Origin of the sequence: Pseudomonas sp. RIT-PI-o, from assembly GCF_001297215.1 — a bacterium.
In the GTDB taxonomy this organism is placed as follows: Bacteria; Pseudomonadota; Gammaproteobacteria; order Pseudomonadales; family Pseudomonadaceae; genus Aquipseudomonas; species Aquipseudomonas moraviensis_A.
In genome coordinates this window covers 63,377-81,291 of the sequence record NZ_LHPA01000013.1, presented here as the reverse complement: position 1 = coordinate 81,291, position 17,915 = coordinate 63,377, and the positions used below count along the sequence as shown (strand labels likewise).

13 protein-coding genes, 2 pseudogenes and 1 riboswitch are annotated in these 17,915 nt (G+C 61.3%); of the genes and pseudogenes, 6 read left to right on the top strand and 9 right to left on the bottom strand.

Annotation, left to right across the window (positions count from 1 at the left end):
• Window positions 1-764, top strand: a pseudogene (locus AEQ63_RS06055) (calcium-binding protein); the annotation flags it as partial.
• Window positions 765-867: 103 nt separating this feature from the next.
• On the opposite strand, the gene AEQ63_RS06050 reads toward AEQ63_RS06055, so the two are convergent.
• The 5 genes from AEQ63_RS06050 to AEQ63_RS06030 all read right to left on the bottom strand — a co-directional run bounded on the left by AEQ63_RS06050 (window position 868) and on the right by AEQ63_RS06030 (window position 10,090).
• A complete protein-coding gene (locus AEQ63_RS06050) occupies window positions 868-3,603 on the bottom strand; it encodes a LuxR C-terminal-related transcriptional regulator (protein WP_064362155.1) in 2,736 nt (911 codons plus the stop codon).
• Window positions 3,604-3,892: 289 nt separating this feature from the next.
• Window positions 3,893-5,257, bottom strand: coding sequence for a DUF1329 domain-containing protein (locus tag AEQ63_RS06045; protein ID WP_064362153.1), 1,365 nt, complete (start codon window positions 5,255-5,257; stop codon window positions 3,893-3,895).
• A 27-nt stretch (window positions 5,258-5,284) separates the two neighbouring features.
• Window positions 5,285-7,174 carry a DUF1302 domain-containing protein gene (locus tag AEQ63_RS06040; protein WP_042609736.1) on the bottom strand — a complete coding sequence of 630 codons (1,890 nt, stop codon included), beginning with the start codon at window positions 7,172-7,174 and terminating at the stop codon, window positions 5,285-5,287.
• Window positions 7,175-7,511: 337 nt separating this feature from the next.
• Window positions 7,512-9,194 (bottom strand): fatty acid--CoA ligase, encoded by a 1,683-nt coding sequence (locus tag AEQ63_RS06035; RefSeq protein ID WP_064362151.1) that lies wholly within the window; start codon window positions 9,192-9,194, stop codon window positions 7,512-7,514.
• Window positions 9,195-9,460: 266 nt separating this feature from the next.
• Window positions 9,461-10,090 (bottom strand): LysE family translocator, encoded by a 630-nt coding sequence (locus tag AEQ63_RS06030; protein ID WP_042609734.1) that lies wholly within the window; start codon window positions 10,088-10,090, stop codon window positions 9,461-9,463.
• A 278-nt stretch (window positions 10,091-10,368) separates the two neighbouring features.
• Between AEQ63_RS06030 and AEQ63_RS06025 the strand changes: the two genes are divergently transcribed.
• The 3 genes from AEQ63_RS06025 (at window position 10,369) to AEQ63_RS06015 (ending at window position 13,202) form a co-directional block, all read left to right on the top strand.
• Window positions 10,369-11,334 carry a 2-hydroxyacid dehydrogenase gene (locus AEQ63_RS06025; protein WP_064362149.1) on the top strand — a complete coding sequence of 322 codons (966 nt, stop codon included), beginning with the start codon at window positions 10,369-10,371 and terminating at the stop codon, window positions 11,332-11,334.
• Window positions 11,335-11,366: 32 nt separating this feature from the next.
• Window positions 11,367-12,365: a class I SAM-dependent methyltransferase gene (locus AEQ63_RS06020; RefSeq protein ID WP_064362147.1), complete on the top strand. Its 999-nt coding sequence runs from the start codon at window positions 11,367-11,369 to the stop codon at window positions 12,363-12,365.
• Window positions 12,366-12,404: 39 nt separating this feature from the next.
• Window positions 12,405-12,529: riboswitch (yybP-ykoY riboswitch) on the top strand.
• 88 nt (window positions 12,530-12,617) lie between these two features.
• Window positions 12,618-13,202, top strand: coding sequence for a TMEM165/GDT1 family protein (locus AEQ63_RS06015; protein ID WP_042609731.1), 585 nt, complete (start codon window positions 12,618-12,620; stop codon window positions 13,200-13,202).
• 172 nt (window positions 13,203-13,374) lie between these two features.
• On the opposite strand, the gene AEQ63_RS06010 is transcribed toward AEQ63_RS06015, so the two are convergent.
• Window positions 13,375-14,193: a M48 family metallopeptidase gene (locus AEQ63_RS06010; RefSeq protein ID WP_039761327.1), complete on the bottom strand. Its 819-nt coding sequence runs from the start codon at window positions 14,191-14,193 to the stop codon at window positions 13,375-13,377.
• A 251-nt stretch (window positions 14,194-14,444) separates the two neighbouring features.
• Between AEQ63_RS06010 and AEQ63_RS29245 the strand changes: the two are divergent.
• Together AEQ63_RS29245 and AEQ63_RS29240 are read left to right on the top strand one after the other, a co-directional pair.
• Window positions 14,445-15,731: pseudogene (locus tag AEQ63_RS29245) on the top strand (HAMP domain-containing protein); the annotation flags it as partial.
• 12 nt (window positions 15,732-15,743) lie between these two features.
• The gene (locus tag AEQ63_RS29240) at window positions 15,744-16,586 is read left to right on the top strand and encodes a methyl-accepting chemotaxis protein (RefSeq protein WP_405045623.1); all 843 of its coding nucleotides are present in this window, start codon (window positions 15,744-15,746) and stop codon (window positions 16,584-16,586) included.
• A 205-nt stretch (window positions 16,587-16,791) separates the two neighbouring features.
• Here AEQ63_RS29240 and AEQ63_RS06000 read toward each other — a convergent pair whose 3' ends face one another.
• From AEQ63_RS06000 to AEQ63_RS05990, 3 genes are read right to left on the bottom strand one after another with little or no spacing between them, the layout of a single operon-like run.
• Window positions 16,792-17,415 (bottom strand): SOS response-associated peptidase, encoded by a 624-nt coding sequence (locus AEQ63_RS06000; protein WP_064362142.1) that lies wholly within the window; start codon window positions 17,413-17,415, stop codon window positions 16,792-16,794.
• Between the two features lie 35 nt (window positions 17,416-17,450).
• A complete protein-coding gene (locus AEQ63_RS05995; RefSeq protein ID WP_042609728.1) occupies window positions 17,451-17,711 on the bottom strand; it encodes a putative signal transducing protein in 261 nt (86 codons plus the stop codon).
• A gap of 9 nt (window positions 17,712-17,720) precedes the next feature.
• A complete protein-coding gene (locus AEQ63_RS05990; protein WP_042609727.1) occupies window positions 17,721-17,903 on the bottom strand; it encodes a CPXCG motif-containing cysteine-rich protein in 183 nt (60 codons plus the stop codon).
• Window positions 17,904-17,915 lie beyond the last annotated feature (12 nt).

The window sequence follows — 17,915 nt, the reverse complement described above, 5'->3', positions numbered from 1 at the left end:
ACGACACCATCGTCATTGAGTACAGCGCTACCGCCCAGACCAGCACCGTCAGTCTGAACCAGAGCAATCTGCTAAACGTCGAAAATCTCATCATCAGCGGCGCAGGGGCGTTCAACCTGACGGGCAACGTGCTGAACAACACCCTGACGGGCAACAGCGACGCCAACTTCATCGACGGTGGCTGGGGCGCAGATACCATGATCGGCGGCGGTGGTAACGATACTTACATCGTTAACGACATCGCGGATGTGGTGGTCGAGACAGGTGCCTCACTCTCGGAAATCGACATGGTCTATTCCTACGTCGACTACACCTTGGGCAACAACGTCGAAATCCTCGCTCTGGCAGGTGCCGCAGACCTCAAGGCTACCGGTAATGCCCTGAACAACACCCTGTACGGCAACGAAGGCAACAACGTACTGGACGGTGGTGCGGGCAAAGACACGCTCATTGGAGGTAACGGAGCCGACACCTTCGTCTTCCGCGCAGTCAACGAAATAGGCGTCGGCGCCAATCGAGACGTCATCACTGACTTCAGTAGCCTGCAAGGCGACAAGATTGATCTGACGAAGTTTGATGCCAACCTGATGACTGCTGGCTTTAACGGCTTCACTTTCATCGGCGCCAATGACTTCACCGGTGCCGGGCAACTGCGCTTCGTCGACCACGTACTGTCGGGCAATGTCAGCGGCAATGCCGGCGCGGACTTCGAAATCCAGCTGGTCGGTGTGAACAGCTTCAGCGCCAACGATCTGGTGGCCTGACGCACTGTTCACTTGCCAGGCCAGCAACCCCGGCCGGTGAACTGAAAACAAACGCCCCGACTGGTTCGGGGCGTTTGTTTTTCTGTCGAGTCATGGCGTGATCTCAATAGAGCAATCCCAGTTCCTTGGCGCGCGCCACTGCCTGGGTACGCCGCTCGACGCCCAGCTTGCTATTGATGTGGCTGGCGTGGGTTTTCACGGTGTGCAGGGAAATGAACAACTGCTCACTGATTTCCTGATTGGAACAGCCCTGTGCGATCAGGCGCAGTACCGCCAATTCACGGCTGCTGAGTTGTTCAGTGACAGAGCTTTCCACGGTGGGGCGCAACACTGCTGTTGGAAAATGCGTAAGCAATTGCTGGCTGACCGCGTTGCAAGTGAGCGCCTGCAGTTGTCCTCGCAACCAGTCGGGATGACTTTTCAGCAACGCCTCAAAAGGTTGAAAGGCACCGCCGGCAGCAGCTTCCAGCGCCAGAGTCAGGGTTTTGCGCGCTTCAGACTCTCGTCCACTCGCCAGCAATAACGCCACCTTCTGCGTCAGTGCCATCACGCTGAGCAACTGCCGCCCGGTTCGCTGACCGTTTTCATGCAACACATTCAAGCGCCCTTCGGCGAGCATCGGTTGCCCCTGAATCACATCGAGCAACGCCTGTTGCAGCTCCACATGCAGTGGCAGCTGTGGATGAAACTCCGGCGGTGCGGCAGCATGCTCGCCGGTGTAGGTCTGGCCCAGGCGCGCGAGCCACGCCTCGGCGAGATCGATACGCCCCTGCGCCAGCCACAGTTCGCATTTGACCAGCGTAATCATTGCCAGATAGTAGATCGGCGGCACGTCCCAGATGTGCATCAGGCGTTCGGCTTCGGCGAGTTCGGCAAAGGCCTTGGCGAACTCGCCGCTGGCCCCGTCCAGGCGAGCGATCACGCAGTGACCGATCAGCACGCTGATGTCGCGACAGGCCCGCGCTTCGCCAATCCCGGCGAGCAGGCGTACGCGCGCGGCCTGAGATTGCAAACGCATCGCCAGCAGGAAACCTTCGTACAACGTCAGCCGCGCGCGTACCGCGTACAGTCGTTGCGGCGACAGACCACGCAAGCGCTCCAGCCCCTGATGCACTTCATCCAGCGCGCGCAGGATCTCGCCCCGCGATTGCAGAACCCGGGCCCGATCGTAATGCGCCAAGGCTTCGAATAATGGATTGCCAACCCGTTGCGCCAGTTCGAGGGATTCACGGTTCAGCCCGCGTGCGCGCCACAGATCGCCGTCGGCGATCGCCAGATTGGACAGGGTCGACAGGCACATCAGCCGCTGGCCGTAGCGCTTGGCCGGCAGGCTTTCCAGCGCCTCGCCGCAATAGCGCAGGGTCAGCTCGCGATGGCCGCGTCCGCGAGCGATGATCCCGCTCAACGCCAGCCACTGCGCCAGCATCGACTTCTGCGCGGTGGCCGAGGGCGCTGGCAGAAAGCGGCTCAAATGGCTGGCCAGCTCTTCGGCGGCATCGAGTTGGCAGGCCAGCCCCAGTGCCCAGCTGTAGAGCACGATCAGCCGTGGCGTGCTGATCAGCAGGCTGTCGGGCAAGTCCATCTTCCAGCGCAGCAGCATGCCGACGTTCTGCTCGGCGAGCAGTTGTTCTTCGGACAGGTTCTGTACCAGGTTCGCCGCGACATCGAGATGCCCGGCACGCAACGCCTGCTCCACCGCTTCATCGAGCAAGCCCTGCGCATTGAACCAGCGACAGGCGCGCAAATGCAGGGTGGCAGTCGGCACCATCGCCTGGGCGATCGGCCGGCTGCGCAACAAGTCGGAAAACAAATGGTGATAGCGATACCAGTGACCGTGCTCGTCCAGCGGCACCAGAAATACCTGATGAGCGAGCAGAAAGCGCAGGATCTCGGCGCTGTCATGGGCTTCGCGGACGGCGTCGCACAGCTCGCTGCAAAAGCGTTCCTGCGGTGCGGTTTCGTAGAGAAAGGATTGCACGTCGGCGGGCAGGCAATCGATGACTTCTTCGAGCAGATAGTCGCGAATGAGCCCTTCCCCACCGTTCAGCGCTTGCGGCAGCGCGGCATCGCTGCCCGCCTCGGCCACCGCCAGCAACCAGAAGCGCAGCCCGGCGACCCAGCCTTCGCTGCGCTGGATCAGGCTTTCCAGTGCTTCGCCGCGCAGTGAACTGCTGTGCCGATCGAGCAGAGTCAGCGCTTCATCGTGGGTCAGGCGCAAATCCTGTTCGTGCAGCTCGAGCAACTGCCGCGACAGGCGCAGACGCGCCAGATGCCAGTCCGGGCGCTGCCGACTGGTGACCATCACCAGCAAGCCATCGGGCAGATGATTGAGGAAAAATTGCAGGCAACGATCCAGCACCGGCCCTTGGGCGAGGTGGTAATCGTCGAGCACCAGCAGCAGCGGTGCAGCGGGATCGAGATGCAGCGCGAGCTCGTCGAGCAGTCCGTCGAGCCATTCTTCGAAGGCGAACGGCTGATGACGCTGACGCATTTTCAGCAGGCCAAGAGCACCGGCGCCCAAGGCCGGAAAATAGTCTTGCAGACCTTCGAGCAAGCGCTCGAGAAAACGCCCGGGATCACTGTCACGCGGACTCAAGCCCAACCACAGACTTTGCCAGTGCGCCGGCAGACTCTGACAGAACTCCACCGCCAGCGAGCTCTTGCCGAACCCTGCCGGGGCGCTGACCAGCAGCAACCGGCCACCCAGCCCGGCCTGCAGACGCTGGCAGAGGCGCGGTCGCAGGACATAGCCGTCAGGCAGCGGCGGGCGGAAAAAACGCCCGTCCAGTGCTGCGACGGTGATGCTTGCGGGACCCGGAAGTGGGGACAGATCAGTCATGGCCGGCTCTTGTTCGAAGGCGATTGGCGGCGTTGCAGATGTCCGCAGCCTAGCCTTAATCGAACCGGTTATGAAGGTTGCTGCTACAAATGGCTACAAAAAGCCTACATCCACTGCGACCCTCCCCTGTAGGAGCTGCCGAAGGCTGCGATCTTTGATGTTGAATTTTCAAGATCAACAGATCGCAGCCTTCGGCAGCTCCTACAAAAAGCGATTTCAAAAGCCGAAAAAAACGCCCCGAACCAGTCGGGGCGTTTTCATGAGGATGCGGCCTCGGGTTCAAGCAGCTTTAGCGCACACCGTCCTGACGCAGAGCGGCCGGGGTGAAGTCGCTGGTGGTGGCGGTGAAACCGAAGTCATACGCCTGCTTCTCTTCGTTCTTCATGCCCAGCGCCAGATAACGGCCGGACTGCAGGTCGTAGAGGGTTTCGAGGGCGTACCACGGCACTTGCTTGTCGTAGTAGTTCTCGGCATGCGCCTCGGCCACACGCCACAGTTGACCACGACCGTCGTAATGGTCGATCACCGCGGCTTGCCAGGTGTCCTCGTCGATGTAGAAGTCACGTTTGGCGTAGATGTGGCGCTGACCTTCCTTCAGGGTCGCTGTGACATGCCAGACGCGGCGCAGCTCGTAACGCGCCAGATCCTGATTGATGTGGCCGGCCTTGATGATGTCCGAGTACTTCAGTTTCGGATCGTCGAGCTTGTAGCTGTCGGAGGCGATGTACATCTCTTTCTTGCCTTCGAGCTTCCAGTCGTAACGATCCGGCGCACCGTTGTACATATCGAGGTTGTCGGAAGTACGCAGGCCGTCGGCGGCGGTACCCGGGCCGTCATACGACACTTGCGGTGCACGACGCACCCGACGCTGACCGGCGTTGTAGACCCACGCCGAACGCGGCTCCTTGACCTGATCGAGAGTCTCGTGCACCAGCAGTACGCCACCGGCCAGACGCGCCGGCGCGGTCACTTTCTGCTTGAAGTAGAACAGGATGTTGCCCGGGTTCGCCGGATCGTAGTCCTTCATCTTGTCGCGGAACACGAACTGATCCTGGAAGTACACCAGGCTGTACGAGCCGTTCGGTTGCGGCGTGGCCTGGGTCACCAGACGGGTCACGCTGCCGCCGCGATAACGGGTGATGTGGTTCCAGATCACTTCCACACCGGTTTTCGGGATCGGGAACGGCACGGCGGTATCGAAGTTTTCCAGACCGTTGCCGCCGGACACCAGATTAGTGCTGGTCGCATTCTTCTTGATGGCAGCGAATACGTCATCCGGCACGGTGGCGCCGCGCTGGGACGGATAGACCGGCATCTTGAAGGTTTCCGGGTAGCGCTTGAACATCGCGTACTGGCCCGGGGCAAGCTTGTCCTTGTACTTGTCGACGTCCTTGGCAGTGATGGTGAACAGCGGCTGCTCACTGGCGTAAGGGTTGGACAGGAAGCCTTTGCTGTCGACGCTGCCGGCATTTTTCGGCAGCGGTTTCCAGGCCGGGATCGACCCGTCGGCGTTACCGGCCATCTCCGCGCCCATCGGCGTCAGGCTCTTGCCCAGTTTATCCGCTTCGGCAGCAGGCACCGCCGCCATGACGCCGGTCGCCAGCAGCGACAGGCCCAGAACACCGGCGTGGAACAGACTCTTTGTTATTTTCATAAATTCGTTCGTCCTGAAATGCAGTGCTTAGAAGTTCACGCCGAAGCTGAGCGCCACGAAGTCGCGGTCATCCACGGTGGTGTACTTGCCGTCGAAGAAATTGGTGTAGGCCAGGCTCGCGGTGTAGGTGTTCTGGTATTCGGCATCGACGCCCAGGCTGACCGCTTTGCGACCTTCTTCGAAGTTGCCGCCAGGGCCTGGCGAGTAACCGCTGACGTCGTGGGACCAGGCCACGTTCGGCTTGAGGTTTACGCCGGCGAACACGTCGTTGTATTCCCAGATGGCACGACCACGGTAGCCCCAGGACATCGAGGTGGTGAAACCGTCGTTGTCGCAATTGCGGCTGCGGTTGTTCTGCGGTGAACCCGGGCCGGCGCCGTTGATGGTGCTGGCGTTGAGGATGTTGGCGCAGGTATTGGTGGTGCCAGTGGCCGGCAATTCGCCCGGGCCGTAGACCGGATCGCGGCCATAACGCATGTCGGAACGGCTTTCCAGCCCGCCGACGTAAGTCGCGCCCACTTCACCGACGAGGGTCAGACGGCTGGCGCCCATGACCTGATCGAAGAAGTGCGTGAAGGTCGTCTGGATCTGGGTGATTTCCTTGCGCTCATAGCCGTGCAGGTCCTGACCCGGTACGCCAGTGAGCAGCGAAGCGTTGGTCAGCGCGCCGCCCAGTGGACGCACGCCGGCAAACAGGATGTCGGTGGAGTTCAGTTGCACCGGCGCGTTCGGACGATAGCTGATCTCACCGCTCCACGCCGTACCGGTAGGCAGGGTGGTGGAGAAGCTCAGGCCGTAGAGACGAATGTCTTCCGGGTATTCGATGAAGTAATTGGAGTTGCCCGCAACCAGCAGCGGTGCGAGCGCGGCGAACGGCCCCGGCAGCGCGGCGGCGGTGTTGTACACCGACTGCGGCGCACCGGTGGCGCTGAAGATCGGCGCACGGCTGTGGTAGTTCATGAAGTAGGCGCCGAACTCGGTATCGAGTGGCTCGAACATGTATTTGAGGGACGCGCCCCACTGGCCGCTGTCGCGGGCATCACGGTCCGGCCCACGGCGCACCAGTACGCCTTCTTCGTTGACATCCACGCCTGCGCCCGCCAACGGCCCGAGGGCGATGGCCGGAATCTGCGAACGCTTGTTCAGCACGCGCAGATTGCTGTCGCAACCGTCGGCAACGATGTCCGGCTGGGAGAAGAAGGTGCCGCAGTTGTCGACGACGGTCTGGTCCCATTCCAGTTGATAGAACGCTTCGGCCGAGAGGTTATCGGTGAGGCTCTGGGACACGTAGAACATGTTGACCGGGATCAGGCCTTCCTTGATCTCGGCGCCCGGACGACGGAACGCGGAGACGTCGATCGGGTTGATCGAGTTGATGCCGCCGCCGATGAAGGTACTTTCACCCCAGCTCACCACTTGCTTGCCCAGACGCACGGAACCCGGCTGATCGGCAATCGCGTAGTTGTGGTAGACGAAGGCGTCGAGGATCTGCCCGCCCGAGGACTTGGCGCCCTCTTTGCGGTTGCTGTCGCTGATGTCCTTGAACTGGCGGCTTTCGTCCTTCAGTTCGAAGTCGTACCAGTATTTGCCACGGACGAACACGCCGGTGTCGCCGTATTTCAGTTCAAGGTCATGGATGCCCTTGAAGATCTTCGAGAAGGTTTCGCCGCTCTTGAAGTTGGCGTGACCGTCATCGGAAGTCTGCGACAGGCCATGGCCGCCATTGTTGACGCCGATGAGGTTCTTGTTCGGGCTCTGCGTGGACCAACTGGCACCGATCGACAGGGACGAGTCGAACTGCCCTTCGATTTCACCGACGTTGAAACTGACGCCGAATGCAGGCCCGGCGAGCGAGGAGGCAAGACTGACCGCCAGAGGCAGTTTCGCCCGGCGCCAGAACTGGTTTGCTGAGGTCATCGACGCTACTCCATGTGCATTATTGTTATGGCAGTGAGTACTTTTAAAAACGCTGTGGAGGACCGGGCGCCAGGGCTGCCCGAAATCGTTCCAGAGTTGCTCGCCCCGATCAGTGCGTGTGCTCCGTTTTCAAAAAGTCCTTGAGCGGACTATAGCCAGCGGGTGGTAGTGCTTGATCCCTCTAAAGTGTGATTTGCAGCCGCCAACCACTCTGGAACAGTCCTTTCGCCAGTCCGACACAAGTCGGCACGGCAAGGATGGCTGATTTTTTCGATTTCACAAGCCAAGCGCTTGCTTGGTGGGTCTGGCGCGCCGGTTTCGGCGCGCCAGCAGGCACTCAAAGTGTCGAAAGGAAGGTGCTGTTATTGGCCTGCCACTCGGTGATGTCGAGGCGGATACGCTTCTTGTCGAGCTTGCCGACACTGGTCTTGGGAATTTCGGTAACAAGGGCGATCTGGCTGGGGATCGCCCACTTGCTCAGATGCCCCAGCTCGACGAACGGCTTGAGGTGTTCCTTGAGCTCACGCGCGCCGATCACCTGCCCTTCGCGCACTACCAGCAAGGCAAACGGACGCTCGCCCCACTGCGGGTCGGCAATGCCCACCACTGCTACTTCGCGTACCGCCGCATGCCGACTGATCAGGTCTTCGAGGTCGAGGGAGGAGATCCACTCGCCGCCGGTCTTGATCACGTCCTTGATGCGGTCACGAATGTCGATCACGCCCATGCTGTCCAGCGTGGCGACGTCGCCGGTGTGCAGCCAGCCGCCGGCCCAGAGCTCGGCGCCCTTCTGCGGTTCATTGAAGTAGCCTTCGGTCAGCCATGGCGCGCGCAGCACCAGTTCGCCCTGGGTTTCGCCGTCGGCCGGAAGGAAGTTGCCCTCGCCGTCGACAATCGCCGCTTCGACCAATGGCCCCGGCACACCGGCCTTGATCCGGTAAGTGGTGCGCTCGTCTTCAGTCCCGGCCATCAATTCATCGTTGAGGTGCGCGCAGGACACCAGCGGCCCGGTTTCCGACATACCGTACGCGGCCGTCAGCTGAATGCCGCGCGCCTTGGCGTTTTCATACAGGCTGCGATTGAGCGCGCTGCCGCCGATGACGATCTTCCAGCCGCCGAAGTCGGCATCCTGCGCGGCTTTGGCGTTGAGCAGCATCTGCAGGATCGTCGGCACGCAGTGGGAAAAAGTCACCTTCTCCTTGCGCCACAACTCCACCAGATATTCCGGATCGTAACGCCCGGGATAGACCTGCTTGAGCCCGAGCATGGTCGCCACGTAGGGCAATCCCCAGGCGTGGACGTGGAACATTGGCGTGATCGGCATGTACACATCGTTGGTGCCGAGCAGGCGCACGCTGTCGATCGACCCCATGATAGTCGCCACGCCGATGGTGTGCAGCACCAGTTGCCGATGGGTGAAGTACACGCCTTTCGGGTTGCCCGTCGTGCCGGTGGTGTAGAACGTGGTGGCGACCGAGTTTTCGTCGAAGTCCTGGAAATCGTATTGCGCACTTGCAGCGGCCAGCAGTTGCTCATATTCGCCAACGAGGTTGGGCAGCTCTGCAGTTTTCTCCGGGAGATCGGTCAGCAGCAGGGTTTTCTCGACCGTGGTCAGCTGCGGCGCGATGGCCTGGTAGAGCCCGACGAACTCGCTGTTGACCAGCACGAAGCGGTCCTCGGCGTGATTCATGGTGTAGAGGATCTGCTCCGGTGACAGTCGCACGTTGATGGTGTGGATCACCGCGCCGATCATCGGAATGGCGAACATGCATTCCAGGTAACGATGGCTGTCCCAGTCCATCACCGCCACCGTGTCGCCGGCCTTCACGCCAGCAGCGGTGAGCACATTGGCCAGCCGCGCAACACGTTCGATCAGGGTCGGATAGCTGTAGCGCAACTGGTCACGGTAGATGATTTCGCGGGTTTTCTCGTAACGGGCGCCAGACATCAGCAGCCGTTTGATCAGCAATGGATACTGGTAGGCCCCATCGGCCGGCGGAATGACCCGAGTCTGCAACATAAGAATCCCTTTTCTGACTGCACGGTGTTGGCGGAGAGATTCGTACTCTAGTGCGCCTGCAAGACAGTCAAATCAGCCAAAGGAATGATTTGCAGAACCGCGCAAATGCTAGCTTTGCGCCAGCATTTCGGGCTGATCCGGAAGAAAACACTACTTGTCGGAGCGAGCCTGCTCGCGAAGGCGTCGGGTCAGTCGACATCTTTGGTGGCTGGACTAGCGCTTTCGCGAGCAGGCTCGCTCCCACAGGGATTAATGTGTTCCAGTTCTCAGTGCATCTCGGTAAACGCGATTTTCACGCCGAGCGCGATCAGAACCGCGCCCATGGTGCGGTCGAACCAGTGGCCCATGCGGGCGAAGCCGGCGCGCACGCGGTGTTGGCTGAACAGCATCGCCACCAGACAGAACCAGATCGCCGTCGCCACCGCCAGGTACACGCCGTAACCGGCCTGCACGGCCAGCGGCGTGTGCGGGTTGATCACCACGGTGAACAGCGAGAGGAAAAACAGCGTGGCTTTCGGATTCAGGCCGTTAGTGACGAAGCCCGAGGTGAACGCACCTCGCGCGGTACGCACGCCGGCTTCCTTGTGCAAGTCATCGGTGACGGTTTTCGCCGGTTGCGCGCGCAAGGCCTTGAATCCGATGTACAGCAAGTAAGCCGCTGCCGCCCACTTCAGCGCGTTGAACAGCACGATCGATTGCGACACGATCAGACCGATGCCAAGCAACGAATAGCCGACATGCAGGAAAATCGCCGAGCCCACGCCCAGCGCGGTCCAGGTGCCGGCGCGACGCCCATGGGTGACGCTCTCGCGCACCACCACGGCAAAGTCCGGTCCGGGGCTGGCCACGGCGAGCAGATGGATCAGGGCAACGGTCAAGAACTCGGTCCAGTACATGGGGGCTCCTATTTTTCAGGGGTAAACATCCAATCGGCAGTCACCACCCATTTGTGGCGAGGGAGCTTGCTCCCGCTCGGCTGCGCAGCAGTCGTAAAACTGGTACACCGGATAGTGCTGAGACAACCTCATTAGGCTTGGGTCTGCTTCGCAGGCCAGCGGGAGCAAGCCCCCTCGCCACAGGTATTACAGCGGCTCATGCTGTCGAGTAACCAATTGTTTCATCTGGTAGGCTCGGCAGAGTACGCCCTCCGCTCACAGCACAAAAGGTACAGTTGATGACGAACACGCGCCGCGCGGTATTCCTGGATCACCCTTCGCTGGACCTCGGCGATCTGGACCTCGGTCCGTTGCGTGAATGCTTCAGTGATCTGCATCTGTTCGCCCAGACTTCGCCGGAACAGGTCAGCGAACGCCTGCAAGGCGCCAGCGTGGCGATCACCAACAAAGTCGTGATCGATGCGGCGGCGATGACTGCCAATCCGCAACTGAAACTGATCCTGATCAGCGCCACCGGCACCAACAACGTCGACCTCACCGCCGCTCGCGCTCACGGCATCACCGTGTGCAATTGCCAGGCATACGGCACCCCGTCGGTGGCGCAACACACGATCATGCTGTTGCTCAACCTCGCCACGCGCCTGGCCGACTATCAGAAAGCTGTGGGCGAAGGCCGCTGGCAACAGGCGAAACAGTTCTGCCTGCTCGACTACCCGATCGTCGAACTGCAAGGCAAAACCCTCGGCCTGCTTGGGCATGGCGAACTCGGTGGCGCCGTGGCGCGGTTGGCCGAAGCGTTCGGCATGCGCGTGTTGCTCGGGCAGATTCCCGGGCGCCCGGCGCGGCCGGATCGTTTGCCACTGGAGCAACTGCTGCCGCAGATCGACGCCCTGACCCTGCACTGCCCGCTCAACGAGGATACCCGGCATTTCATCGGCGCCCGTGAGCTGGCCTCGATGAAGCCCGGCGCATTTGTGGTCAATACCGCTCGTGGCGGCCTGATCGATGAGCAGGCGCTGGCCGATGCTTTGCGCAGCGGTCACCTCGGCGGTGCTGCCACCGATGTGTTGAGTGTCGAGCCCCCGACCCAGGGCAATCCGCTGCTCGCCGGCGATATTCCGCGCCTGATCGTCACCCCGCACAACGCCTGGGGCAGTCGCGAGGCACGCCAGCGTATCGTCAGCCAACTGAGCGAAAACGCCGAAGCGTTTTTCAGCGGTGAGGCGCTGCGGGTCGTCAGTTGATAAACTGCGGCACTTTTTTTCAAGGAGCAGTTATGGATCCGCGCAGTGAAGTACTGCTTCGTCAGGCCGAGTTATTCCAGGGTTCGCTGTTGTTGGCGGGCTTGCCTGCCGACGACTTGCTCGGGCGTCTGCCCAACGCGTTCGGCTGGTGCTGGCACGCTGGCGATCAAGCCGCGCTGGACGCACGTTTCGAAGGCCGTAGCCAGTTCGGCGTGAATGTCCCGGAGCGCGAATTCGACAGCGCCGTGGTGTTCCTGCCCAAGTCCAAGGACCTGACCGATTACATCCTCAACGCCGTGGCGTCGCGTCTGGCCGGGCGCGAGGTGTTTCTGGTCGGGGAAAAACGCAGCGGCATCGAAGGCGCGTCCAAGCAGCTCAATCCGTTCGGCAAGCCGCGCAAACTCGACAGCGCCCGTCACTGCCAGCTCTGGCAAGTCACCGTGGCCAATGCGCCCGAAGCGAAATCCCTCGAAAGCCTGGCGCAGACTTACGAACTGCCGTTGGCCGAAGGGCCGTTGAAGGTCATCAGCCTGCCGGGCGTGTTCAGCCACGGTCGACTGGATCGCGGCAGCGCCCTGCTGCTGGAACATCTGGACAAACTGCCGAGCGGCCATCTGCTGGATTTCGGTTGCGGCGCCGGCGTGCTCGGGGCTGCGGTGAAACGTCGCTATCCGCACAATCAGGTGACCTTGCTCGATGTCGACGCGTTCGCCGCCGCCAGCAGCCGTCTGACCCTGGCCGCCAACGGCCTTGAGGCGGACGTCCTGACCGGTGATGGCATCGACGCCGCACCGATGGGTTTGAACGCAATTCTGAGCAACCCGCCGTTCCATGTCGGCGTGCACACCGATTATTTCGCCACAGAGAATCTGCTGCGAAAAGCGGCCAAACATCTGAAAAACGGTGGCGAACTGCGCCTCGTGGCCAACAGTTTCCTCAAGTATCAGCCGCTGATCGAGGAGCACTTGGGCGTGTGTGCGATCAAGGCTGAAGGCAATGGTTTCCGCATTTACCGGGCCAAGCGCGGTTGAAAATTTGTGCTTGCCCTATCGGATTTGCCTAGGCAGAATCCGCTCCGTCCTAGGGGAGTAGTCTCCCACGAGCGCCAAGCTCGTCCGGCATACGTCAACATACTTGATCCTCAGATCATGGCGTATGCGACCCAAGCGTCCGCAGCAGACGGATCGCAGGGTTTGACAAGACCTATGACACGCACACCTTACCCGGGGCGGGAAGGCTGTACGTGTCATAGCCGTGTCGACCCGCCCCTTAGGAAATTCCTGATGCTGGACTCGTTACTCGTTCCCACCGCTATCGTTGCCTTGGCCGAAATCGGCGACAAGACGCAACTGCTCGCGCTGATTCTCGCCGCTCGCTTCCGCAAACCCTGGCCGATCATTGCCGGGATTGTCGCCGCGACCCTGGCCAACCACGCAGCAGCCGGTGCGGTAGGTGCCTGGTTCGGCAGTTTCTTCTCCGACGCCGTGCTGCACTGGATCCTCGCCGCCAGCTTCGCGGCCACAGCACTGTGGACTCTGGTCCCGGACAAGATGGATGACGACGAAGCCAGCACGGCGCGCAAGTTCGGGCCGTTCCTGACGACCCTGATTGCGTTCTTCCTCGCCGAGATCGGCGACAAGACCCAGATCGCCACCGTGATGCTCGCCGCGCAATACCCGGAACTGTGGCTAGTGATCATCGGCACCACCGTGGGCATGTTGATTGCCAACGTGCCGGTGGTACTGGCGGGTAATTTCGCCGCGGACAAACTGCCACTGACCCTGATCCGCCGCCTCGCGGCTTCGGCGTTCATGATTCTGGCGATTGTTGCGGTGTACAAGGCCATGCAGAGTAGTGGCTGGGTTTAACCCTACTCCTGATCTGGAATGAACTGTGGCGAGGGAGCTTGCTCCCGCTGGGCTGCGAAGCGGCCCCAAACGCTGCAATCGCGGTGTAACAATGTCACCGCGTTGGCTGCATTTACGACTGCTGCGCAGCCGAGCGGGAGCAAGCTCCCTCGCCACAATGGCCCCGTCAATCTCAGGATTTCGGGGCTTTTTCGTACAGCGGCATCACTTTCGGAATGGCTGCCTGCAATGCCGCAATGCGACTGCTCGATGCCGGGTGAGTGCTCATGAATTCCGGTGGCGCGCCCTCGGAAGCCTTGCTCATCTTGTCCCACAGGGTAATCGCCGCGTTCGGGTTGTAGCCGGCGCGGGCAGCCAGTTCCAGGCCGATCAGGTCGGCTTCGTTTTCGTTGGCGCGGCTGTTGGGCAAGGTCATGCCGTAGTTGGCCACGGTGTCGGCCAGCGCCAGGCTGTCCTGACCCAGCCCGAACAACGCACCAGCGCCCTGCTTCGCCATCTCCATGCCATAAGCCTTGGACATCGCTTCACGACCGTGCTCGCGCAGGGCGTGGGCGATCTCATGGCCCATGACCGCGGCAATTTCGTCGTCGGTGAGTTTCAGGCTGTCGATCAGCCCGGTGTAGAAAATGATCTTGCCGCCGGGACCGCAGTTGGCGTTGAGCTCATCGCTCTTGATCAGATTGACTTCCCACTGCCACTGCGCCGCGTCCGGGCGGAAGGTCGGTGCCTGGGCGATCAGCCGGTTGGCGATGGTCTGCACGCGCTTGGCTTCCGGGCTGGTCTTGTCCAGCACACCTTTGCTTGACGCCTCGCCGACGGTCTTCTGATACGACTGCGCGTACATCTGGTCGACCTCTTGCGAGGACAGCATGCTGAACATGTACTGCTTGCGCTCTACGCCGACGGCACCGCCGCTGGTGGTGTTGACCGACTGACAACCGGCCAGCAACAGCGCTGCGCTCAGTGCACTTGTAACCAATGTCTTGTTCATTCAAAAACTCCCTGAAAACCTGAGGCGTATCCTAGGCGGCTAATGGTATCGGCGCCAGATACACCGGACGCATTGCGCGTACATTCACCTATGGCCGCAAGACGCGGTGGAAATTCCTCAACGCACATTGAATCCGCCGTGCACCGATCCATCCACGACATCGCGCGGCGATTCCGACCAACGTCTCTCATGGCCCTGCACGCGCCGCCGATAAATCCCTCGCAGATTGTCCTCTTGCGTGCGGAGCTCCCATGAAGTTCAAGTCGATCCAGTTTTCCGTCGCCGCCCTGGCCGGCGCCATCGTTCTCAGCGTGGTCGCGGCGCTGGTGCTGTATGCACTGTTCTCCGGCGCTCGCACTCAAGAAATGGTGCAACAGCGCACCCAGGCGCAGTTCGAGCAAGTGATCGAGCAGCGCCTGACCTCGTTGGCCCAGACTCAGGTCAGCCAGATCCAGCGTGAACTCGAAGCGCCGCTGCTGATCGCCGGCGGCCTGGTTCGCGTCAACGCCCTGCTCGGCACAAACGGCACCGATGGCCAGCCGCGCCTGAGCCTCAGCCGCGAACAATTGATCAGTCTGATCAAGGAAAACGTCGAAAAGAATCCGAAGATTCTCGGCACCTACATCGGCTGGGAAAAAAACGCACTGGACCACAATGACGCGGCCTACGTCGGCAGCGCCGTGGTCGGCATCGATCCGGCCAACGGGCGCTTCCTGCCGTGGTGGTTCCGCAATACCGATGGCAGCCTGGGCGTGGACAAACTGGCCGATGTCGACGATCAGAAAACCCTGTCCACGGGCGTGCGCGCCAGCGAGTACTACCTCTGCTCAAAAGAGACGAAGAAACCCTGCGTGATCGACCCTGCACCGTATAAGGTCGGCGACAAAATCGTCATGCTCGCCTCGTTCATCGAACCGATCATGGTCAACGGCGCGTTCCAGGGCATCGTCGGCGCCGACCTGTCGGTGAACTTCATTCAGGACATGCTCCTTGCCGCCAACCAGAAACTCTATAGCGGCGCCGGGGAAATGGCCCTGGTCGGCGGCAATGGTCGGATCGTTGCCTACACCAAGGATTCGAGCAAATTCGGCGAAAAGGTCAGCGACATCCTCGACGCCGAACAAACCAGCAACCTCGCCAACCTGAAACGCGACGAGGTGACCTATTCGGTCAATCAGGCCAAGGGCCGCATCGAGCTGTACCTGCCATTCGGCATCGGCCAGACCGACGCGCGCTGGACGCTGATGCTGCAATTGCCGCTCAACGCGGTAATGGCCGATCTGCAGGCCCTGCAGGGCGACCTTGATGCCCAGCGCAAATCCGACACCTTCGGCATGGCCATGGTCGGCCTGATCATCGCCGGCATCGGCCTGCTGGTGATCTGGCTGGTGGGCCACGGCATTGCCCGGCCACTCAAGCAAATGGTCGCCATGCTCGATGACATCGCTCAGGGCGAAGGCGATCTGACCCGGCGTTTGAGCAGTGACCGCAGCGATGAACTGGGTTCGATTGCCAAAGGCTTCAACACCTTCCTCGGCAAGTTGCAGGCGATGATTACGCAAGTGGTGACCTCGGTGCAGAGCGTCAGCGATTCCTCGGAACACACCGCCGACATCGCCATCCGCACCAACATCGGCGTGCAGAAACAAATGGCCGAGATCGATCAGGTGGCGACCGCCGTGCAGGAAATGACCGCCACCGCCCAAGATGTCGCGCGCAACGCCACGCAGGCGGCACAAGCAGCGAGCCACGCCGATCAAGCCGCCAGCCAGGGCATGCAGATCGTCCGCGACACCTCCAATTCGATCGGCGTACTGGCGGTGGAAATCGGCAAGGCTGTCGACGTGGTGCAGACGCTGGCCAAGGACAGCGAAAACATCAACGCCATCCTCACCGCCATTCGCGGGATCGCTGAACAGACCAACCTGCTGGCTCTGAACGCGGCGATCGAGGCCGCGCGGGCCGGCGAGCAGGGCCGCGGTTTTGCCGTGGTCGCCGACGAAGTGCGCAATCTGGCGCAGAAAACCCAGAAAGCCACCGAAGAAATCCAGGCGATGATCCAGCAATTGCAGCAAGGCACTCGCGATGTGGTGCGCGTTATGGAAGACAGCCAGAGCCGCACCGACGAGAGCGTACAGCACGCGGCGAAAGCGGCCGAGGCGCTGGAGACGATTACCCAGGCGGTGTCGGTGATCAACGACATGAACACGCAGATTGCCAGCGCCGCCGAGGAGCAGAGCGCGGTTGCCGATGACATCAACCGCAACGTGATCAATATCGGTCAGGTGGCGAATGAAGTGGCCGGCGGTGCGGATGAGTCGAGTTCGGCGAGCGCCGGGTTGACCAAACTGGCGGAACAGCAGCGGCGGTTGATCAATCAGTTCAAAGTCTGAAAAATCAAGAGCCCCCCACCCTAGCCCTCTCCCGGAGGGAGAGGGGACCGATTGGGGGATGTTTCAAAAGTCCGTCGACCCGCAGGTCCTCGCTGAATCCATAATCGACTGGTTCTTTCAGGTCGATGTCTGACGCGAGACACCTCGGTCGGCCCCCTCTCCCTCCGGGAGAGGGCTGGGGTGAGGGGCTTTTGATCTAAATGCCTTAAGCCGGGGTCAGGCACTCCGGCCCATTCAATTTTGGATCATTCACCAGATTCGCCAGCACCCGCTCGCGCAGCGCCGCCGGCTCGCTGGCGAGCAAACCCTGCAACACATGCAGCGGCGTTGCGGGATCCAGCCAGGCAGCTTGCCCGGCCTCATCAAGAATCAACGGCCGCCGCTGACTCGCCGCCGACTGAGTGATCACCGCCGTGCTCAGCCAGACCTGCTCCTGCACCGGATACGCCTCCCAGATCGCCGCGAAAAACAGCGATGAGCCCTCCCCCGGCGTCAGCCAATACGGGCGCTTGCGCTGGGTGCCGCGCCATTCGTAAAAGCCGTTGGCCGGCAGCAGGCAGCGCCGCAGACGCAAGGCCTCGCGAAACATCGGCTGTTCTGCGACGGTTTCAGCGCGGGCATGGGCCGGGGTTTTCGACAGATCGGTCAGCCACGGCGGCGTCAGGCCCCAGCGCGCACGGGCCAATGTGCGCTGGCCGTCTTCGTCGGCACGCAGCATCAACACCGAATCATTGGGGGAAATGTTCCACTGCGCCTGCTGATCGGCGGGAAAACCTGGCAGGGCCGCGAAGTCGCGGTTCCAGCGAAACAGGGCATAACGTCCACACATGGGGCAACACGACTCTTGATCAAACGAACGTCAGCCTAACAGACCAGCGTCCCGGGGAAGCTCTCCGGTTCGTCGCCGGGCAGCGGCAGCGCGGCATTGTACGCGGTGATCAGTTCACGGGCGTATTCGGCCTGATCGTTGTCCACCGACAACCCGAGCAGGCCGAAGATCGGCAGTTCCCCCGTACCGCCCACCAGATCACGGCCGATCAGGTGCGCCTCGATTCCTTCATTGGCGAGCATGCCCTTGAGCATCTCGCCTTCCATCAGGTTTGCCGGTTCGTAGATGCGCTGCATACGCGGCCCTCACTCGTTTTCGCTGAAGACTTCGAGAAACCAGTCTTCACCGTGCACCTGCAGAACAAAGGTGATCGGCCGGCAGCACACCTGACAGTCCTCAATGTAAGTCTGATCGCCACCGGACAGGTCCACGGATGTTTCAACCACTTCCCCACAATACGGACATTCATACTCAGCGGCTTCCAGCATCGCGGTCTCCCA